Here is a 22,835-nt window from a genome sequence, read left to right as displayed (position 1 = left end):
GCGAGGAATCGCGCGTGGCGAGCGGCGCCGCGTTTCCACGGCGTGTCCCCGATGCTAGGCGCTGTCACGCGAGGAGATCGATGTGCAGATTGCAGTTCTGACGTTCGACGGGTTCAACGAGCTGGACTCGTTCGTTGCCGCGGCGATCCTCAACCGGATGAAGCCGAAGGGCTGGGCTGCGCACATCGCTTCGCCGACGCCCGAAGTCAGGTCGATGGGCGGCGTGGTGGTGCAGCGCCAGCGCCCGCTCGATTTCGCGCGCGAGGCCGATGCGGTGATCATCGGCAGTGGCATCAAGACGCGCGAGATTGCGGCCGATGGCGATCTGCTCTCGCGGATCGCGCTCGATCCGTCGCGGCAGCTGATCGGCGCGCAATGCTCGGGGACCTTGCTGCTGGCGAAGCTCGGGCTGATCGGCGATCTTCCCGCCTGCACCGATCTGATGAGCAAGCCATGGGTGATCGAGGCGGGGGTGGACGTCCTCGACGCGCCGTTCGTGGCGCACGGCAATGTCGCGACCGCGGGCGGGTGTCTCGCGTCGCAATATCTGGCGGCGTGGATGATCGCGCGGCAGGCGAGCGTCGCGGACGCCGAAGAGGCGATCCGCTATGTCGCGCCGGTCGGCGAGAAAGACGAATATGTCGCGCGGGCGCTCGGCGCGGTGACGCCGTTTCTTACGGACGCAGAGCCTTTGGCTGCGTGACTCCCTTGGTGACCCCTCCCCAGAAGGAGAGCGGTCTGATTTTCGCGATCGGTCAGCGCCTCACAATGCGCGGAAGCGGAAGTCTCGGAAGCGGGCTTCGCCTTCGCCGGCCGAATAGAGCCCCGGGCGCAGCATCAGGAAGCCGCCGCGGACATTGTGGTGGTAGCCCGAGACTTCCATACCGCGATCGAAGCGTTGCCACGTCTGCCCGCCGTCACCGGAGGTGTGGAAGGAGATGACGTGGCGGTTGTTGGTCACGCGCATCTTCATCCGCCGTCCGTGCGGGTTGGCCGGCCGGCCGCGCTCGATGCCATATTGGTGCGTGACGAAGCGCTTCTCGTCGAAGCCGAGCCCGCAATAGAGCTTCTCGTCATAGAATAGCAGCAGCCCGGCCACACCGCCCGGCGCGATCTCGACATCGCATTCGAATTGATAGGCCTGATCGCCGGTGATGAGCAGGAGCGGCGAGGAACTGCTCGGCGCAGTGCCGCTGGCCTTGAGCACGAGGGCGCCGTCCTCGACGCGCTGGCGGCGGCTCTCGTCGGGCGCGGGCTTGAAGAAGTTCCATTTGCGGCCGAGCTCGAGCGCCTGGCTGAAATCGTCGGAGAGCGGCTGGCCATGAGGCAAGGCGCTGCCGCCCTTCGGCTTGCGGATCGGCTGCGAGAGATCGCCGCCTTTCATCCGGAACCAGCCGTCCTTCGTCCATTCGATCGGATCGAGCAAAGCCTGGCGGCCGAGCGTCCAATAGCCGTTCTCATAGCCGTGATAGATCGACCACCAGCTGCCGTCGGGCGCCTCGACCAGCGAGGCATGGCCGCGCGACCACCATTTCTCGTCGATACTGGTGGTGTGGACCAGCGGATTGGCCGGGCAATTCTCCCAAGGCCCGTGGATCGAGCGCGCGCGTGCGGCGATGACCATGTGGCCGGTCGGCGGGCCGGCGGTGCCGCCCACCGCAGTGATCATGTAGAAATAGTCGCCATGGCGGTGGAGCTTGGGCCCCTCGGGCGCGAAGCCCTCGACCACCCAATCCTCGGGATAGCGCCACGGATCATAAACATGCTCGACCGCGCCCACGGTCGAGAGCCCGTCGGCCGCGAGGCGAATGCGGTCGCCGCCGGAGAGGAACAGCCAGCGCGAGCCGTCTTCGCCCACGGCGTGGCAGGGATCGATATGGTTGTGCAGCCCGAGATCGATCGGATCGCTCCACGGGCCGTCGATATGGTCGGCCCAGATCACAAAGATCGAGTTCGGCTTCGCCTTGACCGGGATGTAGAGGAAATAGCGATTGTCGTGCTTTTCGAGGCTGACCGCCCAGACCGAGCCGATATTCTTCGTCAGCGCGGCCCTGCGCGGCTGCCAGTTCACCAGATCGCGCGAGTGCCAGATCGTCAGCCCCGGATAGGAATCGAAGCTCGAGAAAGTCATGTAATAATCCGCGCCGTCCTTGAGGATGGCGGGATCGGCGCGGTCGCCCGACAGCAAGGGATTGAGGAACTTGCCGTTGCCGAGATCGGCGATGCGCTGATTGTCGAAGCCGCGCTTCCAGTCGGGCGCCGGCTTGCGGGCAGCCATTGCCGCGGCCGCACCGGGCCGAACCAGTGCCGCGGCACTTCCCGCCAGCGCCGCCGCGAACGTTTCCCGCCTGCTGATGTCCATGTCTTCCTCTTTCAGATTGCTGCGAAGGGTTGGTCGCGGTGCACGATCACGCGGCCGTCGGGGGCGAAGTCGACGCGGACGAGGCCGGGCCTCTCGCGCCACGGGCTCGCCTCGTCATTGCCGAAGAAGGTGACCCACCAGCGTCCCTGCCCGTCGCGCAGGAAATTGCCGCCGCCGCAGCAGGGCGGGCCTTCGTGGCGATTGCGCCACGGGCCGGTCGGCTGGTCCGCCATCCACATCGCGAACGAATAGCGGTCCGCGTAGCGATCGACCACGCCGAGATAATAGATGCCGTCGCGCCGGAACATCGTCGCGCCCTCATAGCCGAAATGGCGAAGGCCCTTCGCGGCGCATTCCTTGCGATGATGGGTCGGGTCGAGATCATATTCGCCTTCGGCGGCGACCATCTTCTGCCAAGGGCCGTCGAACCCGCGCATGTCGGGTTTCAGCCGGACGATCTCGTCGGCCGAGCCCAAGGTGAACCACACCGATCCGTCGTCGTCCGCGAACAAGGTCGCGTCGATGCCGCCGCGCAACGGCCTGTCTGGGGAGAACGCATGGGCATAGGGACCTTCGGGGCGCCCGGTCTCGCTCCTGAGGATCGCGACGCCGGCGCGGCTCATCGAATGGACGATCCAGTAATTGCCGCGGATGTAATGGATCTCGGGCGCCCAGAGCGCGCGGAAGGGCACGCCCTTGCGCATCCGCCACTCGCGCTCCCAGACGCCGTCGCGCTCGATGCTCCAGACGAGGCCGAGCCAGGTCCAGTCCTGCAGATCCTTCGAGCGCCACAGTTCGACCCCGTCATTGACCGCCCAGATATTGTCGCCGGTCGAACCGGTCATGTAATAATGGCCGTCGCCGCCGAGGCAGACGATCGTGTCGCGGATATGCACGTCGTGGAGCGGGCGGATCGCCGGGAGCAGGCCCGCGGCCACCGCGCTGCCGGTTGCCGAATTTTCCCATGGCGCGATCGGATAGCCCGGCTTGCCCGGCCCGTTGTAGCGGACATTCGGCAGCCCCGAGACCCAGCCGCCACGCGCGCTCGCGGCGTCGGGCCTGCGGCCGGGGCCGCTCCGCCCCGAATAAGGCCAATAGCCGGGGGGCGGGGCGGGGACGATCCGGCCGCTGTCGTCGCCCTTGGGATCGAGCTCGCCGCCCGAAAGCGGGGCAGGGCCGTAGGGCCGCTCCTGCGCCCGCGCCGGCCCGCTTAGCCCCAGGGCCAGGCTGCCGGCGAGGAGCGACCTGCGGTCGAGGCGAGGGGCGTACCGACGGATCGTGCCTTCTCCGTCTCTAGAAGCGGAAGCGGACGCCGGCGCGGAAGATCCGGCCCGAACTGGCATATTGGGTCACGGCATTCTGCCCTTCATAGGCGTAGCGATCGCTGGTCTGGTTGGTGAGATTGAGTCCCTCCAGCGTCAGCGAGGCCCAGCTGGTGAAGTTGAAGCTCATCGACGCATCGATGTTGGTGGTCGAGCGGCTGTAGACGAAGTCGTTGATCAGCGGGCCGGTGCAATAGCCGCCGGGCTGGTTGTTGGCGTTGATCGTCCCCGGGCTGGCCGGGACTGCCGGGATGATGCCCGGGCTGCACGACCCAGCCGCGATCGGATAAGCGGTGCTGTAGCCCTTGCGCTGCGCCACCGAGACGCGGGCGCGGAACGGCTTGCTCTCGTAATAGAGCGTGGCGTTGATCGCATCGGGCGAGACTCCGAGGAACGGCCCCTTGCCGGTGGTGCGCGGTGCCGTCGCCGAGCCGGGATCGAGGATGTAGTTCAGCTCCGAATCGATATGGGTGTAGTTCAGCTGCGCGCCGAAATTCTTGAGAAAGCCCGGCAGGAAGGTGAAGTCCATCTGGAAGCTGGCCTCGATGCCGCGCAGCCAGCCGCCCGGCGCATCGGCGAATTGCCGCGCCTGGAAATCGTACCCGCTGGCGATGTAATTCGCCTGGGGCGAGCCCGGGGTGAACTGGGCGAGGATCGCCGCGATCGTCTCGGCATCGGCGAAGCGGCTGAGCGGCGCGGTGAAGAAGATCGTCTGCGGGAAGCTGTCGATCTCCTTCTGGAACGCCGCCAGCGAGAGCAGGCCGCCGGGCGCGAAATACCATTCGACACTGGCGTCGAAATTGGTCGAGCGGAACGGCTGGAGCTTGGGATTGCCGACGGTCAGGGTCGCGCCGGTCGTCGCGGTCGACGAGCTCGGAATCGAGATCGCAGTGAGCGTCGGCGCAAGATTGCCGAGCAACGGGCGCGCCATCACCTTCGACGCGGAGATGCGGACGAGCAGGTTCTCGACCGGCTCGTAGACGACATTCACCGAAGGCAGGAAGTCGGTATATTTGTTGGTGCCGACGATCGGGCGGCCCGCCGTGGTTGCGCCGGTCGAGGTCAGATCGGTGATCGCGACGCGGGTGCCGGCATTGCCGCGGAAGGGCCGGCCGAACAATTCGCTGTTCCAGTCGGCCTGGAAGTAGAAGCCGGTATCGACTTCCTCGACGCCGAAATTCTCGCGTCCGCCGTTGCGCTTGTTGGTCAGGCGCCAATCGCCCCATTTGTTGACGCAGTTGCAGGTGAAGTCGAACAGATTGTCGAACGCCTGGATGCTGGGCGCGATGAAGCTGGTCAGCGTGCCATCGGGAACGTTGAGTCCCTGGCCGAAATTGATCGTGCGGCTGACGCTGGCAGTGGTGACGCCGGCTTCGCGCAACGTCGGGTTGAGCAGGTCGTTGTTGCGCTCGAAGAAGCGCGTGTCGAAGCTGTATTTGCGGATGCTGGCGCCGAAGCCGAGGTTGAACTCGTCATTGGCCTGCCAGTCGAAGTCGATCTTGGCCTGCTTGTAGGTGTTCTTGACGAAGCGCTGATAGTGGCGAATTCCCGAAAAGCCCTTGACCACTTCCCAGTTCGTCGGATCGGCCGCGTCGAAGCCGAAATCGATCTGGGGCATCGAGCCGCCGCCGCGTTCGTCATAGATGAACGACCCCTGCGAATCCATGCGGTTGAACTCGACCAGCAACCCCTGCGTGTAGTTGGTCGATTCCGACAGGCCCGCGGTGATCTCGGTCTTGAACACGTCCGAGAAGCTGTGTTGCAGGTTGATCGAGCCCTGCTTGAACTTGGTCGTGTAGGTCGACTGGTCGGCCGCCGAGCGGAAGTCGACGTTGCGCATCACCAGATAGTCGGCGAGGCCGTTGGTGACATTGGCGTCGAGCACCTCGACCGCCGGACGGCCGATCAGCGCGCCGCGGAAGGCGAGGCGATTGGCGCTCGGGATGTAGCCGGCCGAGTTCGGGTTGTTGTAATAGTCGTAGGGGTCGAGATTGAACGGGTTGACGCTGAAGATGTTGGCGTTGGCCGGGGTGGTGCCGCCGGGCGCCACCGCCGCGCTGCCGAGCACCGACGCGCCGAGCACGCCGCTCGCGTTGAACGCCGTCGCGAAGGCCGGGGTGGAGCCGTAGAGTTGCTGGCCGCAATCCTGCGCCGGAACGAAGTCGCTCCCGGCGTTGGGCACGCACAGGCCGGGATATAAAGCGCGCGCCGCCGAGGGCGTGAGACTGTTGCCCGCGGTGTTGTAGGCCGCGTTGGTGTTGTTGCGGTTGAGCCCGACCGACGAGACCTGATTGTAGGTGCTCTGGTTCCGGAAGCGCGAATAGGCGCCGTCGATGCTGAGCAGGGTGCGGTCGCCGATCTGCCATTGATAGGATGCGGTGAGGCCGAGGCGCTCGTTGCGGACATCCTGCTGCTCGACTGCGGCGAGCGCAGGGATCCGGACGAGCGAGTCGTCGAGGCGGCCGGGGGTGTTGAACGGCGCGCCGGGATAGAGCTTGGCATAGGCCGCGGCATCGGAGCCGGTGAGCGCGGCGAGCGCTTCGGGATTGGTCACCACGCTGCCGAAGCTGGTGCCGGTCGGGGCGGCGAAGCCGGCGCGCTGCGGGTTTTCGGCGCCGAGAAAGTCCGAATTGCGGTAGAGATAATCGGCCTGGCCCGGCGCGCGGCGATATTGATCGAGCTCGTTCTTCGATCTGCTCCACGCGCCCGAGACGAGAAAGCCCATCGAACCGTCGAAGAAGCGAGTCGAGGCGAGTCCGGCGATGCGCGGATCCCATTTCTTGCTGTTCTGCTGGTAGCTGCCTTCGCCCGACAGCGCGAAGGCCGATTTGGCGTAATCGAACGGGCGCGCGGTCTGCAGGTCGATCGTCGCGGCGAGCGAGCCTTCGTCGGTTTCCGCCGACGGCGTCTTCTGCACCTTCAGCGAACTGAACAGTTCCGACGCGAAGGTATTGTAATCGAACTCGCGGCTGCGATTGGGGCTGCTGCCGGCATCGTTGGAGCCCGCGGTCGACAGCGCTTCGAGGCCGTTGAGGCGGGTGCGGTTGAAGTCGCCGCCGAGCCCGCGGACGGTGATCTTGCGGCCTTCGCCATTGTCGCGATCGATCGAGACGCCGGGTAGACGCTGGAGCGATTCTGCGAGATTGGCGTCGGGGAAGTCGGCGATGTCCTCGGCGTTGATCGCGTCGATCTGGACGGTGGCGTCGCGCTTCTCGCGGATCGCGCTGCGCAGCGACGCGCGATAGCCGGTGACGACGATATCGCTTTCCTGCGTTGCGCCGGCATCGCCTCCTGCGACGGCAGTCTGCGCCTCGGCGACAGGCTCGGCACCTTGCGCGGCTGCAGCGTGGCCCCAGGTCGTGGCCAGCGCGAGCGCCGCGAAGGACGCGCCGGTGCGCAGGATGGCGGTGGCATGCTTGTTGGTCATCATTTCCCCTCCCGTTGGCCGGGCGCCGCTATCCCTTGCGGCGTCCCGTCAGCGATTTGCCCGCGAGGAGGAGCGCGCGGCGCGGCCGCGGTACCCGACGCGCCGGCGATCATCGTCGCCGCGGACCCGGGATTCGCCTCTCCTCGTTTCGCGACCTTTGCGGCCGTCGATCACCGATATCGGTATAGACACCGGTAGCATGATGGTAGCGCCAACATGTCCTTCGAGCAACCACCGAGAATTGGAATAAACTTCATAGAAATCAGTATTATATCAAATATGATACCGGTATCAATCGTGCGGCGGGCGCGGAATTGAGGGTTGCGCCGAATCGCACCGACGATGCTTCAGCTGGCGTGGGGCGCGCTCAAAGAAGCGCGCCATTTCCGGCGCAAAGCGCCCGGATCGCTGGGGATGCGATCGTCGAGATAGGTCACCGTATCGATGCGATCGAGGCGGAAGGAACGGAAATCCTTGCGGAGTTCGCACCATGCGATGAGCACGCGGACCGAATCCAGATAACCGATCACCAATGGCCACAACGTGCGCTCGGTCCCCGCACCCGAGGGATCGGTATAACGAATGACGATCTTGCGCGCCGCGCGGATCGCGCCGCGAAGCCCGGCGGCGTCGACGCGATCGGCAACCGAGTCCCAGGCGGGCGGCGTGCGGGAGGAAGGGTCTATAAGGAAGTCGCGCATTTCCTCCGGCAGCACCGCCGCCACTTTGGCGAGCACGTCGTGCGCCGCCCGGGCCAGCGCCGGATCGGCATGGCCGGCGACCCATTGGACGCCCAGCGCCACTGCGTCGATCTCGTCGGCGGTCAACATCAGCGGCGGCAGATCGAAGCCGCCTTCCAGCACATAGCCGATCCCCGCTTCGCCGCGGATCGGCACGCGCTGACCGATCAACGCGGCGACATCGCGATAGACCGAGCGCTTCGACGTCTCGAGTTCCTCCGCGATTGCATCGGCGGTCACCGGCCGCCCGGTGCGGCGGAGGATCTGGACGATCTGGAAGAGGCGGTCGGCCTTGCGCATCGAAAGCTTCCTACTGCCATGCTGCTGACACCATGCTGGCAGCAGCATGGCAGTAAGTCGATCCTCGCAAGCTAGGGAGACAGACGATGCAAAAGACTTATCATGGCAGCTGCCACTGCGGCGCGATCCGCTTCGAGGCCGATATCGATCTCACCGCCGAGACCGGCAAATGCAATTGCTCGATCTGCACCAAGCGGCGGAACTGGGGCGCCTTGCTCAAGCCCGAGGCGTTCCGGCTGCTCAGCGGCGCGGAAATGCTCAACGACTATTCGTTCGGAACGGGGCAGGGGAGCCATCGCTTCTGCCGCACTTGCGGCTGCGCGCCGTTCAGCCAGGGCGACGTGCCCGAGATCGGCGGGGCTTTCGTCTCGGTGCAGCTGGGCGCGCTCGACGACGCGACCGACGAGGAGCTCGCCGCGGTGCCGGTGAAATATAGCGACGGGCGCAACAATGCGTGGTGGAACGCGCCTGCGGTGACGAGCTATCTTTAGGGTTCGATTCGTCTAGCCTTTTCGTCATCCCGGATGTTTAGGTTTTCCCGGACAACCGCAGGTTACGCTGGAAAGCCTTCAGTCCGGGATCCACCGCGCCGCTGGAGGCTTGCCGCACGGTGGATCCCGGAAGCCGATTTTCTGATCAAATCGAAGATTTGAAGAAAATCGGCTTCCGGGATGACGATGGCGCGTTGGGAACCTAGCTTGGCGCCGCGAGCAGCCCCGGAATTTCGCCCGGCAGTTCGCGGCCGAGAAAGCCGAGTGGGCCGATGCGCTCGGCGAGGCGGCGGCCCGCCTCGCCGTGCAGCCATACGCCCCATGCGGCGGCGACGCGGGGCATCGCGCCGCGTGCCAGCAGCCCGCCGATGATGCCGGCGAGGACGTCGCCCGAACCACCGGTGGCGAGGCCGGGTCCCCCGCCGGGATAAAGCAGCAATCCCTCGCCGGGGCAGGCGATCCACGTTTCCGTGCCTTTGAGCAATACGATGGCATTGAACCGGCGGGCGCCTTCCTGCGCAAGGCCGGCGGGATCGGCGTGGATCCGCGCCGGATCGCAGCGCATCAGGCGGATCATCTCGCCGGGGTGCGGGGTAAGGACGATGCGGCCGTCATGCGCGCGGATTTCGTCGGTCATGTCCGCGGCGGCGGCGAGTATCGCCGCGTCGAGGACCATCGTGCGCGTGGCATCGGGTTTCGCGACCACCGGCTTCAGGATCGCTTTGGCCGGCGCTTCGGCGCCCATTCCCGGACCGAGCACCAGCGCGTCGCAGCGTTCGAGATGGTCGGCCAATAGCGTGCCGGCATCGTCGCCGAGCTCGCCGGCGGGATTGGCGGGAAGCGCGAAGACCGCGGCTTCGGGGACCTGCACGCCGAGCGGCATCGCCGCGCGCGCGACGGTGGCGAGCTGGAGCTTGCCTGCGCCGGCGCGGAGTGCGGCCTCGCCGGTCAGGCGAAGCGCGCCGGGCACGGTTTCCGAACCGCCGGCGACGAGCACTCGGCCGCGGCGATTCTTGTCGGTGTCGGGGCCGGGCTCGGGCAGCGGATGCGCCGCGAGCCAGCTTGCGTCGAGCGGCGTCATCCGCGCGGGGCGACCAGCGCGTCGGGCGCCGACGTGGTCTCGGCGGCCGGATCCTCGTCGACCGGCGCGGTGACGTTGTAGCGCACGAGGACGAGCCCGCCGTCCTTCCCGGCGCCCGGATCATGGGCATATTCGGTGATCGAGCAATTGGCGACGTCGCCGCTCTTGTCGATCGCGAGGATCTCTTCCTCCGACAGATTCTCGATGATGTAGCGCAGGCACAAAACCACGACCTGATGCGCGACGATCATCACCTCGCGGGCGGCATAATGGAGCGAGACCGTGTCCATCAGCGAGCGCAGCCGGAAGATCACGTCGCACCAGCTCTCGCCGCCGGGTGGACGGTGGTAGAATTTGCCGAGCAGGCGGCGGAATTCGGCCTGTTCGGGCTGGACCGCGCGGATGCCGGCGGTGGTGAGCCCGTCGAGGATGCCGAATTCCTTCTCGCGCAGCCGCTCGTCGGCGCAGATCGTCTCGTCGGGATCGGCGCCGCCCGCATCGCGGAAGCGCCGGGCGGTCTCGCGGGCGCGGACATAGGGACTGGCGAGGATCACGTCGGGCCGGCCGTTGCCCGCGCCGCGCGCAAACCAGCGGCCGAGGGCATCGGCCTGGGCGTAGCCGAGCCTGGAAAGCGGCACGTCGACGTCGCGGCCCTCGATCGCGATGCGGTGCTCGCCCGAGGCATGCGCGAGATCGCGCGCGACGTTGCCGGCACTCTGGCCATGGCGAACGAGCCAGAGGCGGCTGGGCCAGCGGGCGGTGGTCATGCGGAGTGGTTCGTGCGCGGCATGGCGAGGTAATGCGGGGAGGCCCGCGCCTGTTCCCTCTACCGCTTGCGGGAGAGGGAGAGGCGCAGCGGTGGGTGAGGGTTGGCGCAATCGGCCATGTGGGTCGGAATCCTCGAAAGGGACTCCCGCTGAACCCTCACCCCGGCCCTCTCCCAAGCGGGAGAGGGGGCAGGTCAGGCGCCGGCGGCCGCAAGCCGGTCGAGCTGGTCGCGGGTCAGTTCGACATCCCATGCGCCGATCAGCTCGTCGAGTTGCTCGATCGAGGTCGCGCTGGCGATCGGGACGACCACGCCGTCCTGCGCGGCGAGCCAGGCGAGGGCGATCTGGGCGAGGCTGGCGCCGGTTTCCGCGGCGACCGCGTCCATCGCTTCGAGCACCTTCTGGCCCTTGCCCTCGAGCAACGCCGCCATCCGGCCGCCGCGGACACTTTTGCCGAGATCGGCGTGGCTGCGATATTTACCGGTGAGGAAGCCCGAGGCGAGACCGTAATAGGGTACCACGCCGATATTGTGCGTGACGCACAGATCCTCGAGCTCGCCCTCGAACTTGTGGCGGCTGACGAGGTTATATTCGGGCTGGAGCACGCGATAATGCGGCAGGCCGTCGCGCGTGGCGAGGTCGAGCGCCGACTTGAGCCGTGCGGCGTGGAAGTTCGAGGCGCCGAGCGCGCGGAGCTTGCCCGCCCGGATCAGCGTGTCGAACGCGGCGAGCGCGTCCTCTTGCCGAACATCCTCGTCGTCCTGATGCGCGAAATACAGGTCGATCGTGTCGACCCCGAGCCGCTTCAGCGAGGCCTCGGCTGCAGCGGCGATGCGGGCCGGCGCGAGCTTGCTGCCGCCCTCGCCGTCTAGCATGCCGACCTTGGTCGCGATCAGCACCTTGTCGCGCTTGCCCGAAGAGCGCAGCCATTCGCCGATGATCGTCTCCGATTCGCCGCCCTGATGGCCGGGAACCCAGGCCGAATAGACGTCGGCGGTGTCGATCATCGTGCCGCCTCTTTCGACGAAGCGATCGAGGATGCGGAAGCTGGCCGCCTTGTCCGCGGTCCAGCCGAAGACGTTGCCGCCGAGCACCATCGGCGGCGTCATCAGCCCGCTGGCGCCGAGTTCGCGAAAGCTGCTCATTGCGGTGCGTTCGCGGCGTTGATGTCGGTGGCCGCCGCCGCCGCGTTGAGCTGGCGCGCCTCGTCGGCGCTGCTGCCGCTATCGTCGCCGGACTGGCAGCCGGCGAGCGCAAGGAGAAGCAGCAGCGGCAGCCCGCGCATCACTCCTCGATCTCGTTGCCGACGGCAGGGACGTCGGCGACATTGCCTTCGTACGAATTCTCGGCCGCGGTGAAGGCGGATTCGGTGGCCGCATTGGCGGCGTTCACGTCGCTGACCGCTTCGCCCATCGTGTTGCTGTCGCCGCTGATCGTCTCGTTTGCCTCCGCGGCCTCGTTCTTCGCGCCGCTGCACGCGCTGACGGCGAGCAGGGCAACGGGCAGGAGCAGCAGGGTCTTGCGCATGGGTTCATCCTCTTGTTCGGTCTCGCGAGGGCTAATCAGCCGAAGCGGGCGGCGCAACTGCGTTGACCTGATATAAAGATATCTTTATATCTATAACCGACATGGTCCAGGCCCTCGCCATCTTCCGCGCCCTCGCCGATTCCACCCGGCTGCGCATCGTCGCGTTGCTGCGCGCGATGGAGCTGTCGGTGGGCGAGCTTGCGCAGGTGCTCGGGCAGAGCCAGCCGCGGGTCAGCCGGCACGTGAAGATCCTGTGCGATGCCGGGCTGGTTGAACGCCGCAAGGAAGGGAGCTGGGTGTTCGTCGCTCTTGGCGCGCATGCCAAGGTCCAGCCGATACTCGCGGCGCTCGACAGCTGGAGCGAGGCCGATCACTGGACCGTCGCCGACGAGGCGCGGCTGGCGGCAGTGCGCGCCGACCGGGCCAGCGCCGCAGCCGAATGGTTCGAGGCCAATGCCGGCGAATGGGACGCGATCCGCTCGCTCCATGTCGCCGACAGCGAAGTCGAGGCGGCGATGGCGAAGGCGCTCGGCGATGCGAAGCTCGGCTGCCTGATCGACATCGGCACCGGCACCGGGCGGATGCTCGAATTGTTCGCGCCGCTCGCAGAAAATGCGTTGGGGATCGATCGCTCTTCCGAGATGCTGCGGCTCGCGCGCGCCAAGCTTTCCGAGCGCGGGCTCGCCAATGCCGAGCTTCGCCAGGCCGATCTCTATGCGCTGCCGCTCGCCGATGGCGGGGCGGATGCGGCACTATTGCACCATGTGCTCCATTTCGCGCAGCAGCCCGGCGCGGCGATCGGCGAGGCGGCGCGGGTGCTGAGCGACGGCGGAAGGCTGCTGATCGTCGATTTCGCACCGCACGACCGCGAGGAGCTGCGCTCGCGCGACGCGCATACCCGCCTGGGCTTCTCGGACGAACAGATCCTCGGCTGGTTCGGCAATGCCGGGCTCGCCCCGGTGCTGGTCGAGACGCTCGAGGGCGGTGCGCTCACCGTCAAATTATGGCTCGGTCGCAAGACCGGGGTGAAATCGAAGGAAGTGAAAGCGGCATGAGCATCGTGGACCCGCTGGCAGCGCCGTTGTTCGCGGACGTCGCCGGCGACATCGAGGTGAGCTTCGAATTCTTCCCGCCCAAGAGCGAGAAGATGGAAGAGACCTTGTGGGAATCGATTCAGACGCTGTCGCCGCTGGGGCCGCGCTTCGTCAGCGTGACCTATGGTGCGGGCGGGACGACGCGCGAGCGGACGCACAACACGGTTGCGCGGATCGCGCGCGAGACCGCGATTCCCGCAGCGGCGCACCTCACCTGCGTCGAGGCGACGCGCGAAGAGATCGACCAGGTCGCCGAGGAATATTGGGCGGCGGGGGTGCGGCACATCGTCGCGCTCCGCGGCGATCCGCCGCGCGCCGGCGAGAAATATGCGACGCATCCCGGCGGATATGAGAATGCCGCCGATCTGGTGGCGGGGCTTCGGAAACTGCATCCGTTCGAGATCTCGGTCGCGGCCTATCCCGAATGCCATCCGGACTCGCCCAATGCGACCGCCGATCTCGACAATCTGAAGGCCAAGATCGATGCCGGCGCGACGCGGGCGATCACCCAGTTCTTCTTCGAGCCCGAGACCTTTTTCCGCTTCCGCGACGACGCGGCCAAGGCCGGGATCACCGCCGAGATCGTCCCGGGGATCATGCCGGTGATGAATTTCGCCAGCGTCCAGCGGATGTCGGCGATGTGCGGGACCGCGGTGCCGGCATGGATGGGCAAATTGTTCGAGGGGCTCGACGAGCATCCCGCTGCGCGGCAATTGGTCGCGGCGACGCTTGCGGCCGAATTGTGCCGGAAGCTCTATGCCGGCGACGTGCGGCAATTCCACTTCTACACGCTCAACCGCGCCGAATTGAGCTACGCGATCTGCCATTTGCTCGGGCTGCGGCCGCGAGTGGGGGCGGAGCTGGTGGCGGCGTAAAAATTCCCCTCCCGCTTGCGGGAGGGTTTAGGGGAGGGGCTGTCCTCCCCTCGATATTTCAGGCCCTCCCCCGACCCCTCCCGCAAGCGGGAGGGGAGCGAAAGCGGAGAGCGAAGGGAAGCATGATGACTGCACGCGAAAAATTGCTGGCCGAAGCCGCCAGGCGCATCCTGATCACTGACGGGGCGTTCGGGACCGAGATCCAGAACTGGAAGCTCGACGAGGCGGCCTATGCCGGCACTCTCGGGCTGAGCCACGACCAGAAGGGCAATAACGACATCCTCGCGCTGACCATGCCCGAGGTGCCGGCGTCGATTCACCGCGCCTATTTCGAGGCCGGGGCCGACATCGCCGAGACCAACACCTTCTCGGCCAACCGGATCAGCCAGGCGGACTATGGCGCCGAGCATCTGGTGCGCGAGATCAATATCGAGAGCGCGAAGCTCGCCCGGTCGATCGCCGACGAGTTCGAGGCCAGGGACCGGCGTCCCCGCTTCGTCGCCGGCGCGCTCGGGCCGACCAACAAGACCCTGTCGCTCAGCCCCGACGTCAACGATCCGGGCTATCGCGAGATCGATTTCGATCATTTGAAGGACGTCTATCGCGAGCAGATCGACGCGCTGGTCGAGGGCGGGGTGGACTTCATCCTGATCGAGACGGTGTTCGACACCCTGAACGCCAAGGCCGGGATCATGGCGGCGATCGAGGCGGGCGAAGCGCTGGGCCGCGACCTGCCGATCATGATGTCGATGACGCTGACCGATCTTTCGGGCCGCAACCTGTCCGGGCACACCGTCGAGGCGTTCTGGCACGCGGTGCGGCACGCCAAGCCGCTGACCATCGGGCTCAATTGCTCGTTCGGCGCCGAGCAGCTGCGGCCGCACGTCAAGACGCTGAGCGCGCTGTGCGATACGCTGATCATGGTCTATCCGAACGCCGGCCTGCCCAACGAGCTCGGCGCCTATGACGAGGCGCCGGCGACCACCGCGGGCCTCGTCAAGGAATGGGCCGATGCCGGGCAGGTCAACGTGCTCGGCGGATGCTGCGGATCGACTCCGGCGCATATCGCGGCGATCGCCGAGGCAGTGAAGGGTCTGCCGGCGCGGCCGATCCCGACACAGGCGGTGCAGACCCGGCTCGCCGGGCTCGAGCCGTTCACGATGGCTGTGTGAGCCACGAAAACCCTCTCCCGCTTGCGGGAGAGGGTCGGGTGAGGGTGCAAGCTGGCCTCACTCGCGACGTTTGAAGATCACACGACTCACCCTCACCCCGACCCTCTCCCGCAAGCGGGAGAGGGGGAGAAGGGGAAGAAAGAAGACTATGACCACCGCCTCTTCCACCGCTTTCGTCAATATCGGCGAGCGCACCAACGTCACCGGATCTGCCCGCTTCAAGAAGCTGGTGATGGCGGGGGATTATGCCGCCGCAGTCGAGGTCGCGCTACAGCAGGTCGAGGCCGGCGCGCAGGTGCTCGACGTCAACATGGACGAGGGCCTGCTCGACGCGCACGAGGCGATGACCACCTTCCTCAAGCTGATCCAGGCCGAGCCCGACATCGCCCGCATCCCGGTGATGGTCGACAGCTCGAAATGGGACGTGATCGAGGCGGGGCTGAAATGCGTCTCGGGCAAGCCGATCGTCAATTCGATCAGCATGAAGGAAGGCGTCGACCAGTTCCTCGACCATGCGCGGAAATGCATGGCCTACGGCGCAGCCGTGGTGGTGATGGCGTTCGACGAGGTCGGGCAGGCCGACACCAAAGACCGCAAGGTCGAGATTTGCGAGCGGGCGTACAAATTGCTCGTCGGGATCGGCTTCCCGCCCGAGGACATCATCTTCGATCCCAATGTGTTCGCAGTGGCTACGGGCATCGAGGAGCACAATAATTACGGCGTCGACTTCATCGAGGCTTGCAAGGAGATCAAGGCACGCTGCCCGCACGTGCATATCTCGGGCGGGCTCTCGAACCTGAGCTTCTCGTTCCGCGGCAACGAGCCGGTGCGCAAGGCGATGCACTCGGTGTTCCTCTATCATGCGATCCCCGCGGGGATGGACATGGCGATCGTCAATGCCGGCCAGCTAGACGTCTATGACCAGATCGAGCCCGAGCTGCGCACCGCCTGCGAAGACGTCATCCTCAACCGCGACCCCGATGCGGGCGAGCGGCTGGTGGCGCTGGCGGAACGTTTCCGCGGCACCGATGCGGTGGCCGAGAAGCAGGCCGCCGAATGGCGCGGCTGGCCGGTCGCCAAGCGGCTCGAACATGCGCTGGTGAAGGGCATCGACGCGCACGTCGTCGAGGATACCGAGGAATGCCGCCTCGCCTTCGCCCGCCCGATCGAAGTGATCGAGGGCCCGCTGATGGACGGGATGAACGTGGTCGGCGACCTGTTCGGATCGGGCAAGATGTTCCTGCCGCAGGTGGTCAAGTCGGCGCGCGTCATGAAGAAGGCCGTGGCGCATCTGTTGCCTTTCATCGAGGCGAGCAAGGAGCCCGGCGCCAAGGGCAAGGGCAAGGTGGTGATGGCCACGGTCAAGGGCGACGTCCACGATATCGGCAAGAACATCGTCGGAGTGGTGTTGCAGTGCAACGGCTTCGACGTGGTCGATCTGGGCGTGATGGTGCCGTGGTCGAAGATCATCGAGGCGGCGAACGAGAACGACGCCGACATGATCGGGCTGTCGGGGCTGATCACCCCGTCGCTCGACGAGATGGTCACCGTCGCCGAGGAAATGCAGCGGCTGAAAATGACGATGCCGTTGCTGATCGGCGGCGCGACGACCAGCCGGGTGCATACCGCGCTGCGGATCGAGCCGGCGTACAAGGGTCCGGTGGTCCATGTGCTCGACGCGAGTCGCGCGGTGGGCGTCGCGACCACGCTCGTCTCCGAGACGATCCGCGACGATTATGTCGCCAAGATCGCCGAGGAATATGAGGCGGTCCGCGTCGCGCGGGCCGGGCGCGGGCAGAGCGAATTGGTGCCGCTCGACAAGGCGCGCGACAATGCGTTCGAGGCCGACATGGCGCTCAAGCCGGGCAAGCCGCGGATGCCGGGGGTGCACGAATTCCTCGACTGGGATCTCGAGGATCTGCGGAAATATATCGACTGGACGCCGTTCTTCCGCGCCTGGGAACTGGCCGGCAATTATCCGGCGATCCTCGAGGACGAGGTGGTCGGCGAGAGCGCGACGTCGCTGTTCGCCGATGCGCAGGCGATGCTCGACAAGATCATAGCCGAGAAATGGCTGACCGCGCGCGGCGTTGCCGGGCTGTGGCCGTGCCGGCGGCAGGGCGACGACATCATCGTCCATGTCGAGGACGAGGAGCATGTCACCTTGCCGATGCTGCGCCAGCAGATCGCCAAGCGCGAGGGCCGGGCGAACATGTGCCTCGCCGACTTCATCGATCATGACGGCGACTGGATCGGCGGCTTCGCGGTCGGCATCCACGGCATCGAGCCGCACCTCGCGCGCTTCAAGAATGCGATCGACGATTATTCGGACATCCTGTTGAAGGCGCTGGCCGATCGCTTGGCCGAAGCTTTTGCAGAGCGGCTGCACCAGTTCGTGCGGACGTCGCTATGGGGCTATGCCGAGGGCGAGCAGTTGACCAACGAGGCGCTGATCAAGGAACAATATCGCGGCATTCGCCCGGCGCCGGGCTATCCGGCCTGCCCCGAGCACAGCCTCAAGCCGATCCTGTTCAAAATGCTCGACGCGCACAAGCGCACCGGCATCAGCCTGACCGAGAGCTTCGCGATGCTGCCGACCGCAGCGGTTTCGGGCTTTTATTTCGGGCATCCGCAGGCCGAATATTTCGGCGTCGCGCGGATCGGGCAGGACCAGCTGCAGGAATATGCGACGCGGCGCGGGATCCCGCTCGATCTGGCTACGCGCTACCTGCGGCCTAATCTGGATTGATTGCGCTCTACCGTCACCCCGGCCTTGTGCCGGGGTTCACGGTGCCGCGGCAGAAGTTCTGTCGTCTCTTGACCTTCATTCAGTCTCACGGTGGACCCCGGAACAAGTCCGGGGTGACGAAGCTGGGAACAGGAATCGGCCTAACCGCGACTCACCCGCGGGCCGGGCCAGCGATCGCGCGGGTTCGGGTCCTCGACGGTCATGTTCGCCCCCTCGGTGGCGCGGACCGGCGCGCTCGTCAGGTCGAAATCGTGCAGGCAGCGCGCGTTGACGCCGAAATGATCGGGCGCGACGCGCTTCCGGTGGAAGACGTAGATGCCGCAGCGGCTGCAGAAATAATGCCGCGCGCGGTGCGTGTTCCACTGGTAGAGCGTGAGCAGATCCGCCCCGGCGGTCACCTGCAGCGCGGTCTCGGGCACCTTCGCCATCAGCGCGCCGCGCATTGCGCATAGCGAGCAATCGCAGGTGGTGCATTCGTCGATCTGCCAGTCGAGTTCGAAGCGCACCTCGCCGCAATGGCATGAACCGTGGATCATCTGTGCCTCCCCGCGCAACCGGCGAGTCGCGGTCGGTTTGTAGGATCTGCGTCGTTCAGATTCACGGTTTGCACGGCAATTCGGCAATTTCGTTGCTCGAAGACGCAAGGATGTTGCGCAGCAATTTTTTTCGCGAGGTCTACGGATTCAAAGAGCACGAGCCGAGCGTCGCACGGCAAATCCTACATTGGAAGCCGCATGAGCGCATTCTCGTGCTTCGGCGCAGGCCGGAGCCATGGCCGCCGGGCGATGCACTCCAGCGCTCCGGCCTGCGCCGCACCATGGTTTCTTCCAATGCGGCGGCGCTGGGCGTGGGGTGACGCTCGGCGCGGAATAGGCTAGGCGGCCGCCATCATGCTCAATCTGACCGACATCACGGTGCGCCTCGGCGGGCGCACGATCATCGATAGCGCGACCGCCAAGCTGCCGCCCAAGGGCCGGATCGGGCTGATCGGGCGCAACGGCGCGGGCAAATCGACTCTGGTCAAGGTGATCGCCAGCCAGCTCGAGCCCGATACCGGCAGCGTCGAGATGCCGCGCGGCGCCAGGCTCGGCTATATCGCGCAGGAGGCGCCGCACGGCGACGCGACGCCGTTCGAGACGGTGCTCGCCGCCGACACCGAGCGCGCCGCGCTGCTCGCGGAAAGCGAGACCAGCCAGGATCCCGACCGGCTGGGCGAAGTCTATGAGCGGCTGATGGCGATCGACGCGTACACCGCGCCGAGCCGGGCGTCGCAGATCCTCGTCGGGCTCGGCTTCGACGAGGAGATGCAGCACCAGACGCTCGACAGCTTCTCGGGCGGGTGGAAGATGCGCGTGGCGCTGGCGTCGCTGCTGTTCTCGCAGCCCGACATGCTGCTGCTCGACGAGCCTTCGAACCATCTCGATCTCGAAGCGGTGCTGTGGCTCGAGGATTTCCTGAAGAGCTATCCGGCGACGATCCTGCTGGTCAGCCACGAACGCGACTTCCTCAACAATGTCGTCGATCACATCCTCCACCTCGATCGCGGCAAATTGACGCTCTATCCGGGCGGATACGACGCGTTCGAGCGCCAGCGCGCCGAGCGCCAGGCGCAGCTCGCGTCGGCGCGGGCCAAGCAGCAGGCGCAGCGCGAGCATCTCCAGGCCTATATCGCCAAGAATTCCGCGCGCGCCTCGACCGCCAAGCAGGCGCAGTCGCGCGTCAAGGCGCTCGCCAAGATGCAGCCGATCGCCGAACTGGTCGACGATCCGACGCTCAGCTTCGACTTCCCCAATCCCGACGAATTGCGCCCGCCGCTGATCACGCTCGATCTGGCGACGGTCGGCTATGGCGAGACGCCGATCCTCAAGCGGCTCAACCTGCGCATCGATCCGGACGACCGGGTCGCCTTGCTCGGGCGCAACGGCAACGGCAAGACCACGCTGGCGCGGCTGCTCGCGGCGCAGCTGACGCCGATGGAAGGCGCGATGAACGCCAGCGGCAAGATGCGGGTGGGCTATTTCACCCAATATCAGGTCGAGGAGCTCGACCGCGACGAGACGCCGCTCCAGCACATGACCGTGCTGATGAAGGGCGCGACGCAGGGCGCGGTGCGCGGCCAGCTCGGGCGGTTCGGCTTTTCGGGGCAGAAGGCGACGACCGAGGTCGGCAAGCTCTCGGGTGGCGAGCGCGCGCGGCTGGCGCTGGCGCTGATCACCCGCGACGCGCCACACATGCTGATCCTCGACGAGCCGACCAACCATCTCGACGTCGATGCGCGCGAGGCGCTGATCCAGGCGCTCAACAATTATACCGGCACGGTGGTGCTGGTCAGCCACGATCGCCACATGCTCGAAATGACCGCCGACCGGCTGGTGCTGGTCGATCAGGGCACCGCGAAGGAATTCGACGGGTCGCTCGACGATTATATCGCGTTCGTGCTGTCGAAGGACGGGCAGGGGCCCAAGCTGTCCAAGGCCGACAAGAAGGAGGCGCGCCGCCTCGCCGCCGAGGCGCGCGAGAAGGGCACCGAATTGCGCAAGGCCGCCAAGGCGGCCGAGACCGAGCTGGCGAAGCTGACCGAGCAACGCAGCGCATTGGAGCGCGCGATGTTCGATCCTTCGGCCGCGGATGCGGCGCTGACGAGGCTCAGCATGACCGAGCTGATGAAGCGCCGTGCGGAGCTAAACGACAGGATCGACACCGCCGAGGCGGCGTGGATGGAAGCGAGCGAGGCGCTGGAGGGGCTGGAGAGCTGAGCCTTCCGGGTCGGGCTGACCAGCTTTAGATGACGGCTGGCCTTGCCACATGCCACCCGTCACCCCGGCCTTGTGCCGGAGTCCACCGGGAGGCAAGTGCCGATGTAGATGGTCTTGTTCAGCGGGCGCGGCACTGTGACCCCGGCACAAGGCCGGGGTTACGGTGGCTTTGCCAAGCGTCGTCCAGGTCCGGGACGCAGAATTACCTGAGCTGGCTGTCCTTGCTGCCGCGGCGGTTGATTCCGGCGCTGCGGACATTGGCGTCGCGGTCCGACTGGCAGGGGACGCAGGTGCGCACGCCGGGCAGTGCGCGGCGCCGCGGTTCGGGGATGTCGTCGCCGCATATGGCGCAGTATCGCGCGCTCTCGCCCGAGGGCATGCGCGCCCGCGCGGCGCTGACCGCGTCCGATACCGTGTCGTCGATCTGATCCTGTACGGCGCCATCCTGCGCCCAGCCATTGGCCATTGCGGCTATCCCATTCACTTTAAACTAAAATAGATATCGAAGCCCGGGGTTCCAAGCCCGGCCTTGCCGCTCGGCGCCAGCGCGCTACACCAATCCGCAAAACAGGGAGGGTGACGATGGCCAGTGCGGCGGCCGAACCGAGCGCGAAGGACATGCGGCTGGTGATCAGCGCATCGTCGCTGGGCACGGTGTTCGAATGGTACGATTTCTTCATCTACGGCACCTTGGCCGCTTCGGGGATCATCGGGCGGACCTTCTTCCCCGCCGGCAACGAAGTGCTGCAGACCCTGCTGGCCTGGGCCGGCTTCGCGGTCGGGTTCGGCTTCCGGCCGTTGGGCGCGGTACTGTTCGGCTATCTCGGCGACAAGCTCGGCCGCAAATACACCTTCCTCGTCACGATCACGCTGATGGGCGTGGCGACCGCAGGAGTCGGGCTGGTGCCGAGCTATGCGGCGATCGGCATGGCCGCGCCGGTGCTGATCATCCTGTTGCGCATCTGCCAGGGCCTCGCGCTGGGTGGCGAATATGGCGGCGCGGCGATCTATGTCGCCGAGCATTCGCCGGCCGGGCGCGCCGGCTTCCACACCAGCTTCATCCAGGCCAGCGTGGTCGGCGGGTTCATCCTCAGCCTCGCCGTGGTGCTGGTCTCCAAATTCGCCCTGGCCGGCGTGTGGGACGGCTGGGGCTGGCGGGTGCCGTTCCTGTTCTCGATCGTGCTGCTCGGCATCTCGCTGTGGATGCGATTGAAGCTCTCCGAGAGCCCGGTGTTCAGGGCGATGAAGGAAGCGGGCGAGACCGCGGCCAATCCTTTCCTCGAGAGCTTCACCTATCCCGGCAACGGCAAGCGGCTGTTCGTCGCCTTGTTCGGCATCGCCGCGGGACTGACGGTGATCTGGTACACATCGATGTTCTCGGTGCTGTCGTTCCTGTCGGGGCCGATGCGACTCGATCCGACTGCGGCGCAATTGATCACCGGCGGCTCGGCGATCATCGGCATGGGCTTCTTCCTGTTCTTCGGCCATCTCTCCGACCGGATCGGGCGCAAGATCCCGATCGTCGCGGGCTATGCGCTGACCCTCGTGCTGCTCTTTCCCTTGTTCTGGGTGATCGGCAGCGCCGCCAATCCCGAGCTGGCCAAGGCCGCCCGCCGCGCGCCGGTGGTCGTCTCGGGCCCGCATTGCGGCTATGATCCGTTCGCGGCGAAGCAGGCCGACGAATGCGGCAAATTGCTCGACCATTTCTCGAAGAAGGGCGTCGCCTATACGACCGACCGGGCGCCGGCGGTGACCGTGTCGATCGGCGGCGTGCCGGTCACCGACACCGCCCCGGCGGGGCTCGACGCGGCGCTGGCGAGCGCGGGCTACGATCTGGAGCCGGCAGTGCCGCCGATCGGCAATATCGCGATCATCATGCTCGCGATCCTCGCGCTGATGGCGCTTTCGGGTGCGACCTATGGGCCGGTCGCGGCTTTACTGTCGGAAATGTTCCCGTCGAAGATCCGCTACAGCTCGATGTCGATCCCCTATCATATCGGCACCGGCTATTTCGGCGGATTCCTGCCGCTGATCAGCCAGTATATCGTCGCGCGGACCGGCGACCCCTATGCCGGGCTGTGGTACACCTTCGCCGTGGTGGCGATGGCGCTGGCGGTGACCGCCTGGGGTCTCAAGGAGACGGTGGCGCGCGCACCCGCCAGGCGCTAACCG

At 66.4% G+C, this 22,835-nt stretch carries 20 protein-coding genes; 9 read left to right on the top strand and 11 right to left on the bottom strand.

Annotated elements, in window-relative coordinates:
• Positions 1-82 precede the first annotated feature (82 nt).
• A complete protein-coding gene (locus Q9Q95_RS00545; RefSeq protein ID WP_306093116.1) occupies positions 83-703 on the top strand; it encodes a DJ-1/PfpI family protein in 621 nt (206 codons plus the stop codon).
• Between the two features lie 60 nt (positions 704-763).
• On the opposite strand, the gene Q9Q95_RS00540 is transcribed toward Q9Q95_RS00545, so the two are convergent.
• The 4 genes from Q9Q95_RS00540 to Q9Q95_RS00525 form a co-directional block, all read right to left on the bottom strand.
• The gene (locus tag Q9Q95_RS00540; protein ID WP_306093115.1) at positions 764-2,362 is read right to left on the bottom strand and encodes a family 43 glycosylhydrolase; all 1,599 of its coding nucleotides are present in this window, start codon (positions 2,360-2,362) and stop codon (positions 764-766) included.
• An 11-nt stretch (positions 2,363-2,373) separates the two neighbouring features.
• Positions 2,374-3,705, bottom strand: coding sequence for a family 43 glycosylhydrolase (locus Q9Q95_RS00535; RefSeq protein ID WP_306093114.1), 1,332 nt, complete (start codon positions 3,703-3,705; stop codon positions 2,374-2,376).
• Positions 3,656-7,114 (bottom strand): TonB-dependent receptor, encoded by a 3,459-nt coding sequence (locus tag Q9Q95_RS00530; RefSeq protein ID WP_306093113.1) that lies wholly within the window; start codon positions 7,112-7,114, stop codon positions 3,656-3,658. The genes Q9Q95_RS00535 and Q9Q95_RS00530 overlap by 50 nt, the downstream gene beginning before the upstream one ends.
• Positions 7,115-7,458: 344 nt before the next feature.
• Positions 7,459-8,151 carry a YafY family protein gene (locus Q9Q95_RS00525; protein ID WP_306093112.1) on the bottom strand — a complete coding sequence of 231 codons (693 nt, stop codon included), beginning with the start codon at positions 8,149-8,151 and terminating at the stop codon, positions 7,459-7,461.
• An 86-nt stretch (positions 8,152-8,237) separates the two neighbouring features.
• On the opposite strand from Q9Q95_RS00525, the gene Q9Q95_RS00520 reads away from it, so the two are divergent.
• On the top strand, positions 8,238-8,642 hold the full coding sequence (locus Q9Q95_RS00520; RefSeq protein ID WP_306093111.1) for a GFA family protein: 405 nt from the start codon (positions 8,238-8,240) through the stop codon (positions 8,640-8,642).
• A gap of 202 nt (positions 8,643-8,844) precedes the next feature.
• Here the strand turns inward: Q9Q95_RS00520 and Q9Q95_RS00515 are convergent, their stop codons facing one another.
• From Q9Q95_RS00515 to Q9Q95_RS00495, 5 genes are all read right to left on the bottom strand, one after another.
• Entirely contained in the window at positions 8,845-9,723 is an 879-nt protein-coding gene (locus Q9Q95_RS00515) for an NAD(P)H-hydrate dehydratase (protein WP_306093110.1), read from the bottom strand.
• Entirely contained in the window at positions 9,720-10,490 is a 771-nt protein-coding gene (locus tag Q9Q95_RS00510) for a histidine phosphatase family protein (RefSeq protein WP_306093109.1), read from the bottom strand. Before Q9Q95_RS00510 ends, Q9Q95_RS00515 begins: the two co-directional genes overlap by 4 nt.
• Positions 10,491-10,684: 194 nt before the next feature.
• Entirely contained in the window at positions 10,685-11,635 is a 951-nt protein-coding gene (locus tag Q9Q95_RS00505) for an aldo/keto reductase (protein ID WP_306093108.1), read from the bottom strand.
• Positions 11,632-11,778 (bottom strand): hypothetical protein, encoded by a 147-nt coding sequence (locus Q9Q95_RS00500; RefSeq protein WP_306093107.1) that lies wholly within the window; start codon positions 11,776-11,778, stop codon positions 11,632-11,634. The genes Q9Q95_RS00505 and Q9Q95_RS00500 overlap by 4 nt, the downstream gene beginning before the upstream one ends.
• Positions 11,775-12,017, bottom strand: coding sequence for a hypothetical protein (locus Q9Q95_RS00495; RefSeq protein ID WP_306093106.1), 243 nt, complete (start codon positions 12,015-12,017; stop codon positions 11,775-11,777). The genes Q9Q95_RS00500 and Q9Q95_RS00495 overlap by 4 nt, the downstream gene beginning before the upstream one ends.
• Before the next feature lie 101 nt (positions 12,018-12,118).
• Between Q9Q95_RS00495 and Q9Q95_RS00490 the strand changes: the two genes are divergently transcribed.
• From Q9Q95_RS00490 to metH, 4 genes are all read left to right on the top strand, one after another.
• Positions 12,119-13,072 (top strand): metalloregulator ArsR/SmtB family transcription factor, encoded by a 954-nt coding sequence (locus Q9Q95_RS00490; RefSeq protein WP_306093105.1) that lies wholly within the window; start codon positions 12,119-12,121, stop codon positions 13,070-13,072.
• Positions 13,069-13,986: a methylenetetrahydrofolate reductase gene (gene metF / locus Q9Q95_RS00485; protein WP_306093104.1), complete on the top strand. Its 918-nt coding sequence runs from the start codon at positions 13,069-13,071 to the stop codon at positions 13,984-13,986. The genes Q9Q95_RS00490 and metF overlap by 4 nt, the downstream gene beginning before the upstream one ends.
• Before the next feature lie 125 nt (positions 13,987-14,111).
• Entirely contained in the window at positions 14,112-15,158 is a 1,047-nt protein-coding gene (locus tag Q9Q95_RS00480; RefSeq protein ID WP_306093103.1) for a homocysteine S-methyltransferase family protein, read from the top strand.
• 148 nt (positions 15,159-15,306) lie between these two features.
• Positions 15,307-17,907: a methionine synthase gene (gene metH / locus Q9Q95_RS00475; protein WP_306093102.1), complete on the top strand. Its 2,601-nt coding sequence runs from the start codon at positions 15,307-15,309 to the stop codon at positions 17,905-17,907.
• A gap of 140 nt (positions 17,908-18,047) precedes the next feature.
• Here the strand turns inward: metH and Q9Q95_RS00470 are convergent, their stop codons facing one another.
• Positions 18,048-18,443, bottom strand: a complete 396-nt coding sequence (locus Q9Q95_RS00470; protein WP_306093101.1) for a GFA family protein — start codon at positions 18,441-18,443, stop codon at positions 18,048-18,050.
• Between the two features lie 110 nt (positions 18,444-18,553).
• Here Q9Q95_RS00470 and Q9Q95_RS00465 point away from each other — a divergent pair, with 110 nt between their 5' ends.
• Together Q9Q95_RS00465 and Q9Q95_RS00460 are read left to right on the top strand one after the other, a co-directional pair.
• Positions 18,554-18,763: a hypothetical protein gene (locus Q9Q95_RS00465; protein ID WP_306093100.1), complete on the top strand. Its 210-nt coding sequence runs from the start codon at positions 18,554-18,556 to the stop codon at positions 18,761-18,763.
• A gap of 34 nt (positions 18,764-18,797) precedes the next feature.
• A complete protein-coding gene (locus Q9Q95_RS00460) occupies positions 18,798-20,663 on the top strand; it encodes an ABC-F family ATP-binding cassette domain-containing protein (RefSeq protein WP_306093099.1) in 1,866 nt (621 codons plus the stop codon).
• A 202-nt stretch (positions 20,664-20,865) separates the two neighbouring features.
• Here Q9Q95_RS00460 and Q9Q95_RS00455 read toward each other — a convergent pair whose 3' ends face one another.
• Positions 20,866-21,129, bottom strand: coding sequence for a DksA/TraR family C4-type zinc finger protein (locus tag Q9Q95_RS00455; protein WP_306093098.1), 264 nt, complete (start codon positions 21,127-21,129; stop codon positions 20,866-20,868).
• 116 nt (positions 21,130-21,245) lie between these two features.
• Between Q9Q95_RS00455 and Q9Q95_RS00450 the strand changes: the two genes are divergently transcribed.
• Positions 21,246-22,832, top strand: coding sequence for an MFS transporter (locus tag Q9Q95_RS00450; RefSeq protein WP_306093097.1), 1,587 nt, complete (start codon positions 21,246-21,248; stop codon positions 22,830-22,832).
• Positions 22,833-22,835: the final 3 nt, after the last annotated feature.

It is taken from the genome of Sphingomonas sp. DG1-23 (genome assembly GCF_030730875.1).
Classification (GTDB): domain Bacteria; phylum Pseudomonadota; class Alphaproteobacteria; order Sphingomonadales; family Sphingomonadaceae; genus Sphingomonas.
The sequence above is the reverse complement of the archived record's forward strand: the minus strand, read 5'-3'. Positions and strand labels throughout refer to the sequence as shown.

What these genes read in the sequence shown, in the direction of transcription:
- Q9Q95_RS00540 (WP_306093115.1), bottom strand. Translation starts at nt 2,362, where the DNA reads ATGGACATCAGCAGGCGGGAAACGTTCGCGGCGGCGCTGGCGGGAAGT.
- Q9Q95_RS00535 (WP_306093114.1), bottom strand. Translation starts at nt 3,705, where the DNA reads ATGCCAGTTCGGGCCGGATCTTCCGCGCCGGCGTCCGCTTCCGCTTCT.
- Q9Q95_RS00530 (WP_306093113.1), bottom strand. Translation starts at nt 7,114, where the DNA reads ATGATGACCAACAAGCATGCCACCGCCATCCTGCGCACCGGCGCGTCC.
- Q9Q95_RS00525 (WP_306093112.1), bottom strand. Translation starts at nt 8,151, where the DNA reads ATGCGCAAGGCCGACCGCCTCTTCCAGATCGTCCAGATCCTCCGCCGC.
- Q9Q95_RS00520 (WP_306093111.1), top strand. Translation starts at nt 8,238, where the DNA reads ATGCAAAAGACTTATCATGGCAGCTGCCACTGCGGCGCGATCCGCTTC.
- Q9Q95_RS00515 (WP_306093110.1), bottom strand. Translation starts at nt 9,723, where the DNA reads ATGACGCCGCTCGACGCAAGCTGGCTCGCGGCGCATCCGCTGCCCGAG.
- Q9Q95_RS00510 (WP_306093109.1), bottom strand. Translation starts at nt 10,490, where the DNA reads ATGACCACCGCCCGCTGGCCCAGCCGCCTCTGGCTCGTTCGCCATGGC.
- Q9Q95_RS00505 (WP_306093108.1), bottom strand. Translation starts at nt 11,635, where the DNA reads ATGAGCAGCTTTCGCGAACTCGGCGCCAGCGGGCTGATGACGCCGCCG.
- Q9Q95_RS00495 (WP_306093106.1), bottom strand. Translation starts at nt 12,017, where the DNA reads ATGCGCAAGACCCTGCTGCTCCTGCCCGTTGCCCTGCTCGCCGTCAGC.
- Q9Q95_RS00490 (WP_306093105.1), top strand. Translation starts at nt 12,119, where the DNA reads ATGGTCCAGGCCCTCGCCATCTTCCGCGCCCTCGCCGATTCCACCCGG.
- metF (WP_306093104.1), top strand. Translation starts at nt 13,069, where the DNA reads ATGAGCATCGTGGACCCGCTGGCAGCGCCGTTGTTCGCGGACGTCGCC.
- Q9Q95_RS00480 (WP_306093103.1), top strand. Translation starts at nt 14,112, where the DNA reads ATGACTGCACGCGAAAAATTGCTGGCCGAAGCCGCCAGGCGCATCCTG.
- metH (WP_306093102.1), top strand. Translation starts at nt 15,307, where the DNA reads ATGACCACCGCCTCTTCCACCGCTTTCGTCAATATCGGCGAGCGCACC.
- Q9Q95_RS00470 (WP_306093101.1), bottom strand. Translation starts at nt 18,443, where the DNA reads ATGATCCACGGTTCATGCCATTGCGGCGAGGTGCGCTTCGAACTCGAC.
- Q9Q95_RS00465 (WP_306093100.1), top strand. Translation starts at nt 18,554, where the DNA reads ATGTTGCGCAGCAATTTTTTTCGCGAGGTCTACGGATTCAAAGAGCAC.
- Q9Q95_RS00460 (WP_306093099.1), top strand. Translation starts at nt 18,798, where the DNA reads ATGCTCAATCTGACCGACATCACGGTGCGCCTCGGCGGGCGCACGATC.
- Q9Q95_RS00455 (WP_306093098.1), bottom strand. Translation starts at nt 21,129, where the DNA reads ATGGCCAATGGCTGGGCGCAGGATGGCGCCGTACAGGATCAGATCGAC.
- Q9Q95_RS00450 (WP_306093097.1), top strand. Translation starts at nt 21,246, where the DNA reads ATGGCCAGTGCGGCGGCCGAACCGAGCGCGAAGGACATGCGGCTGGTG.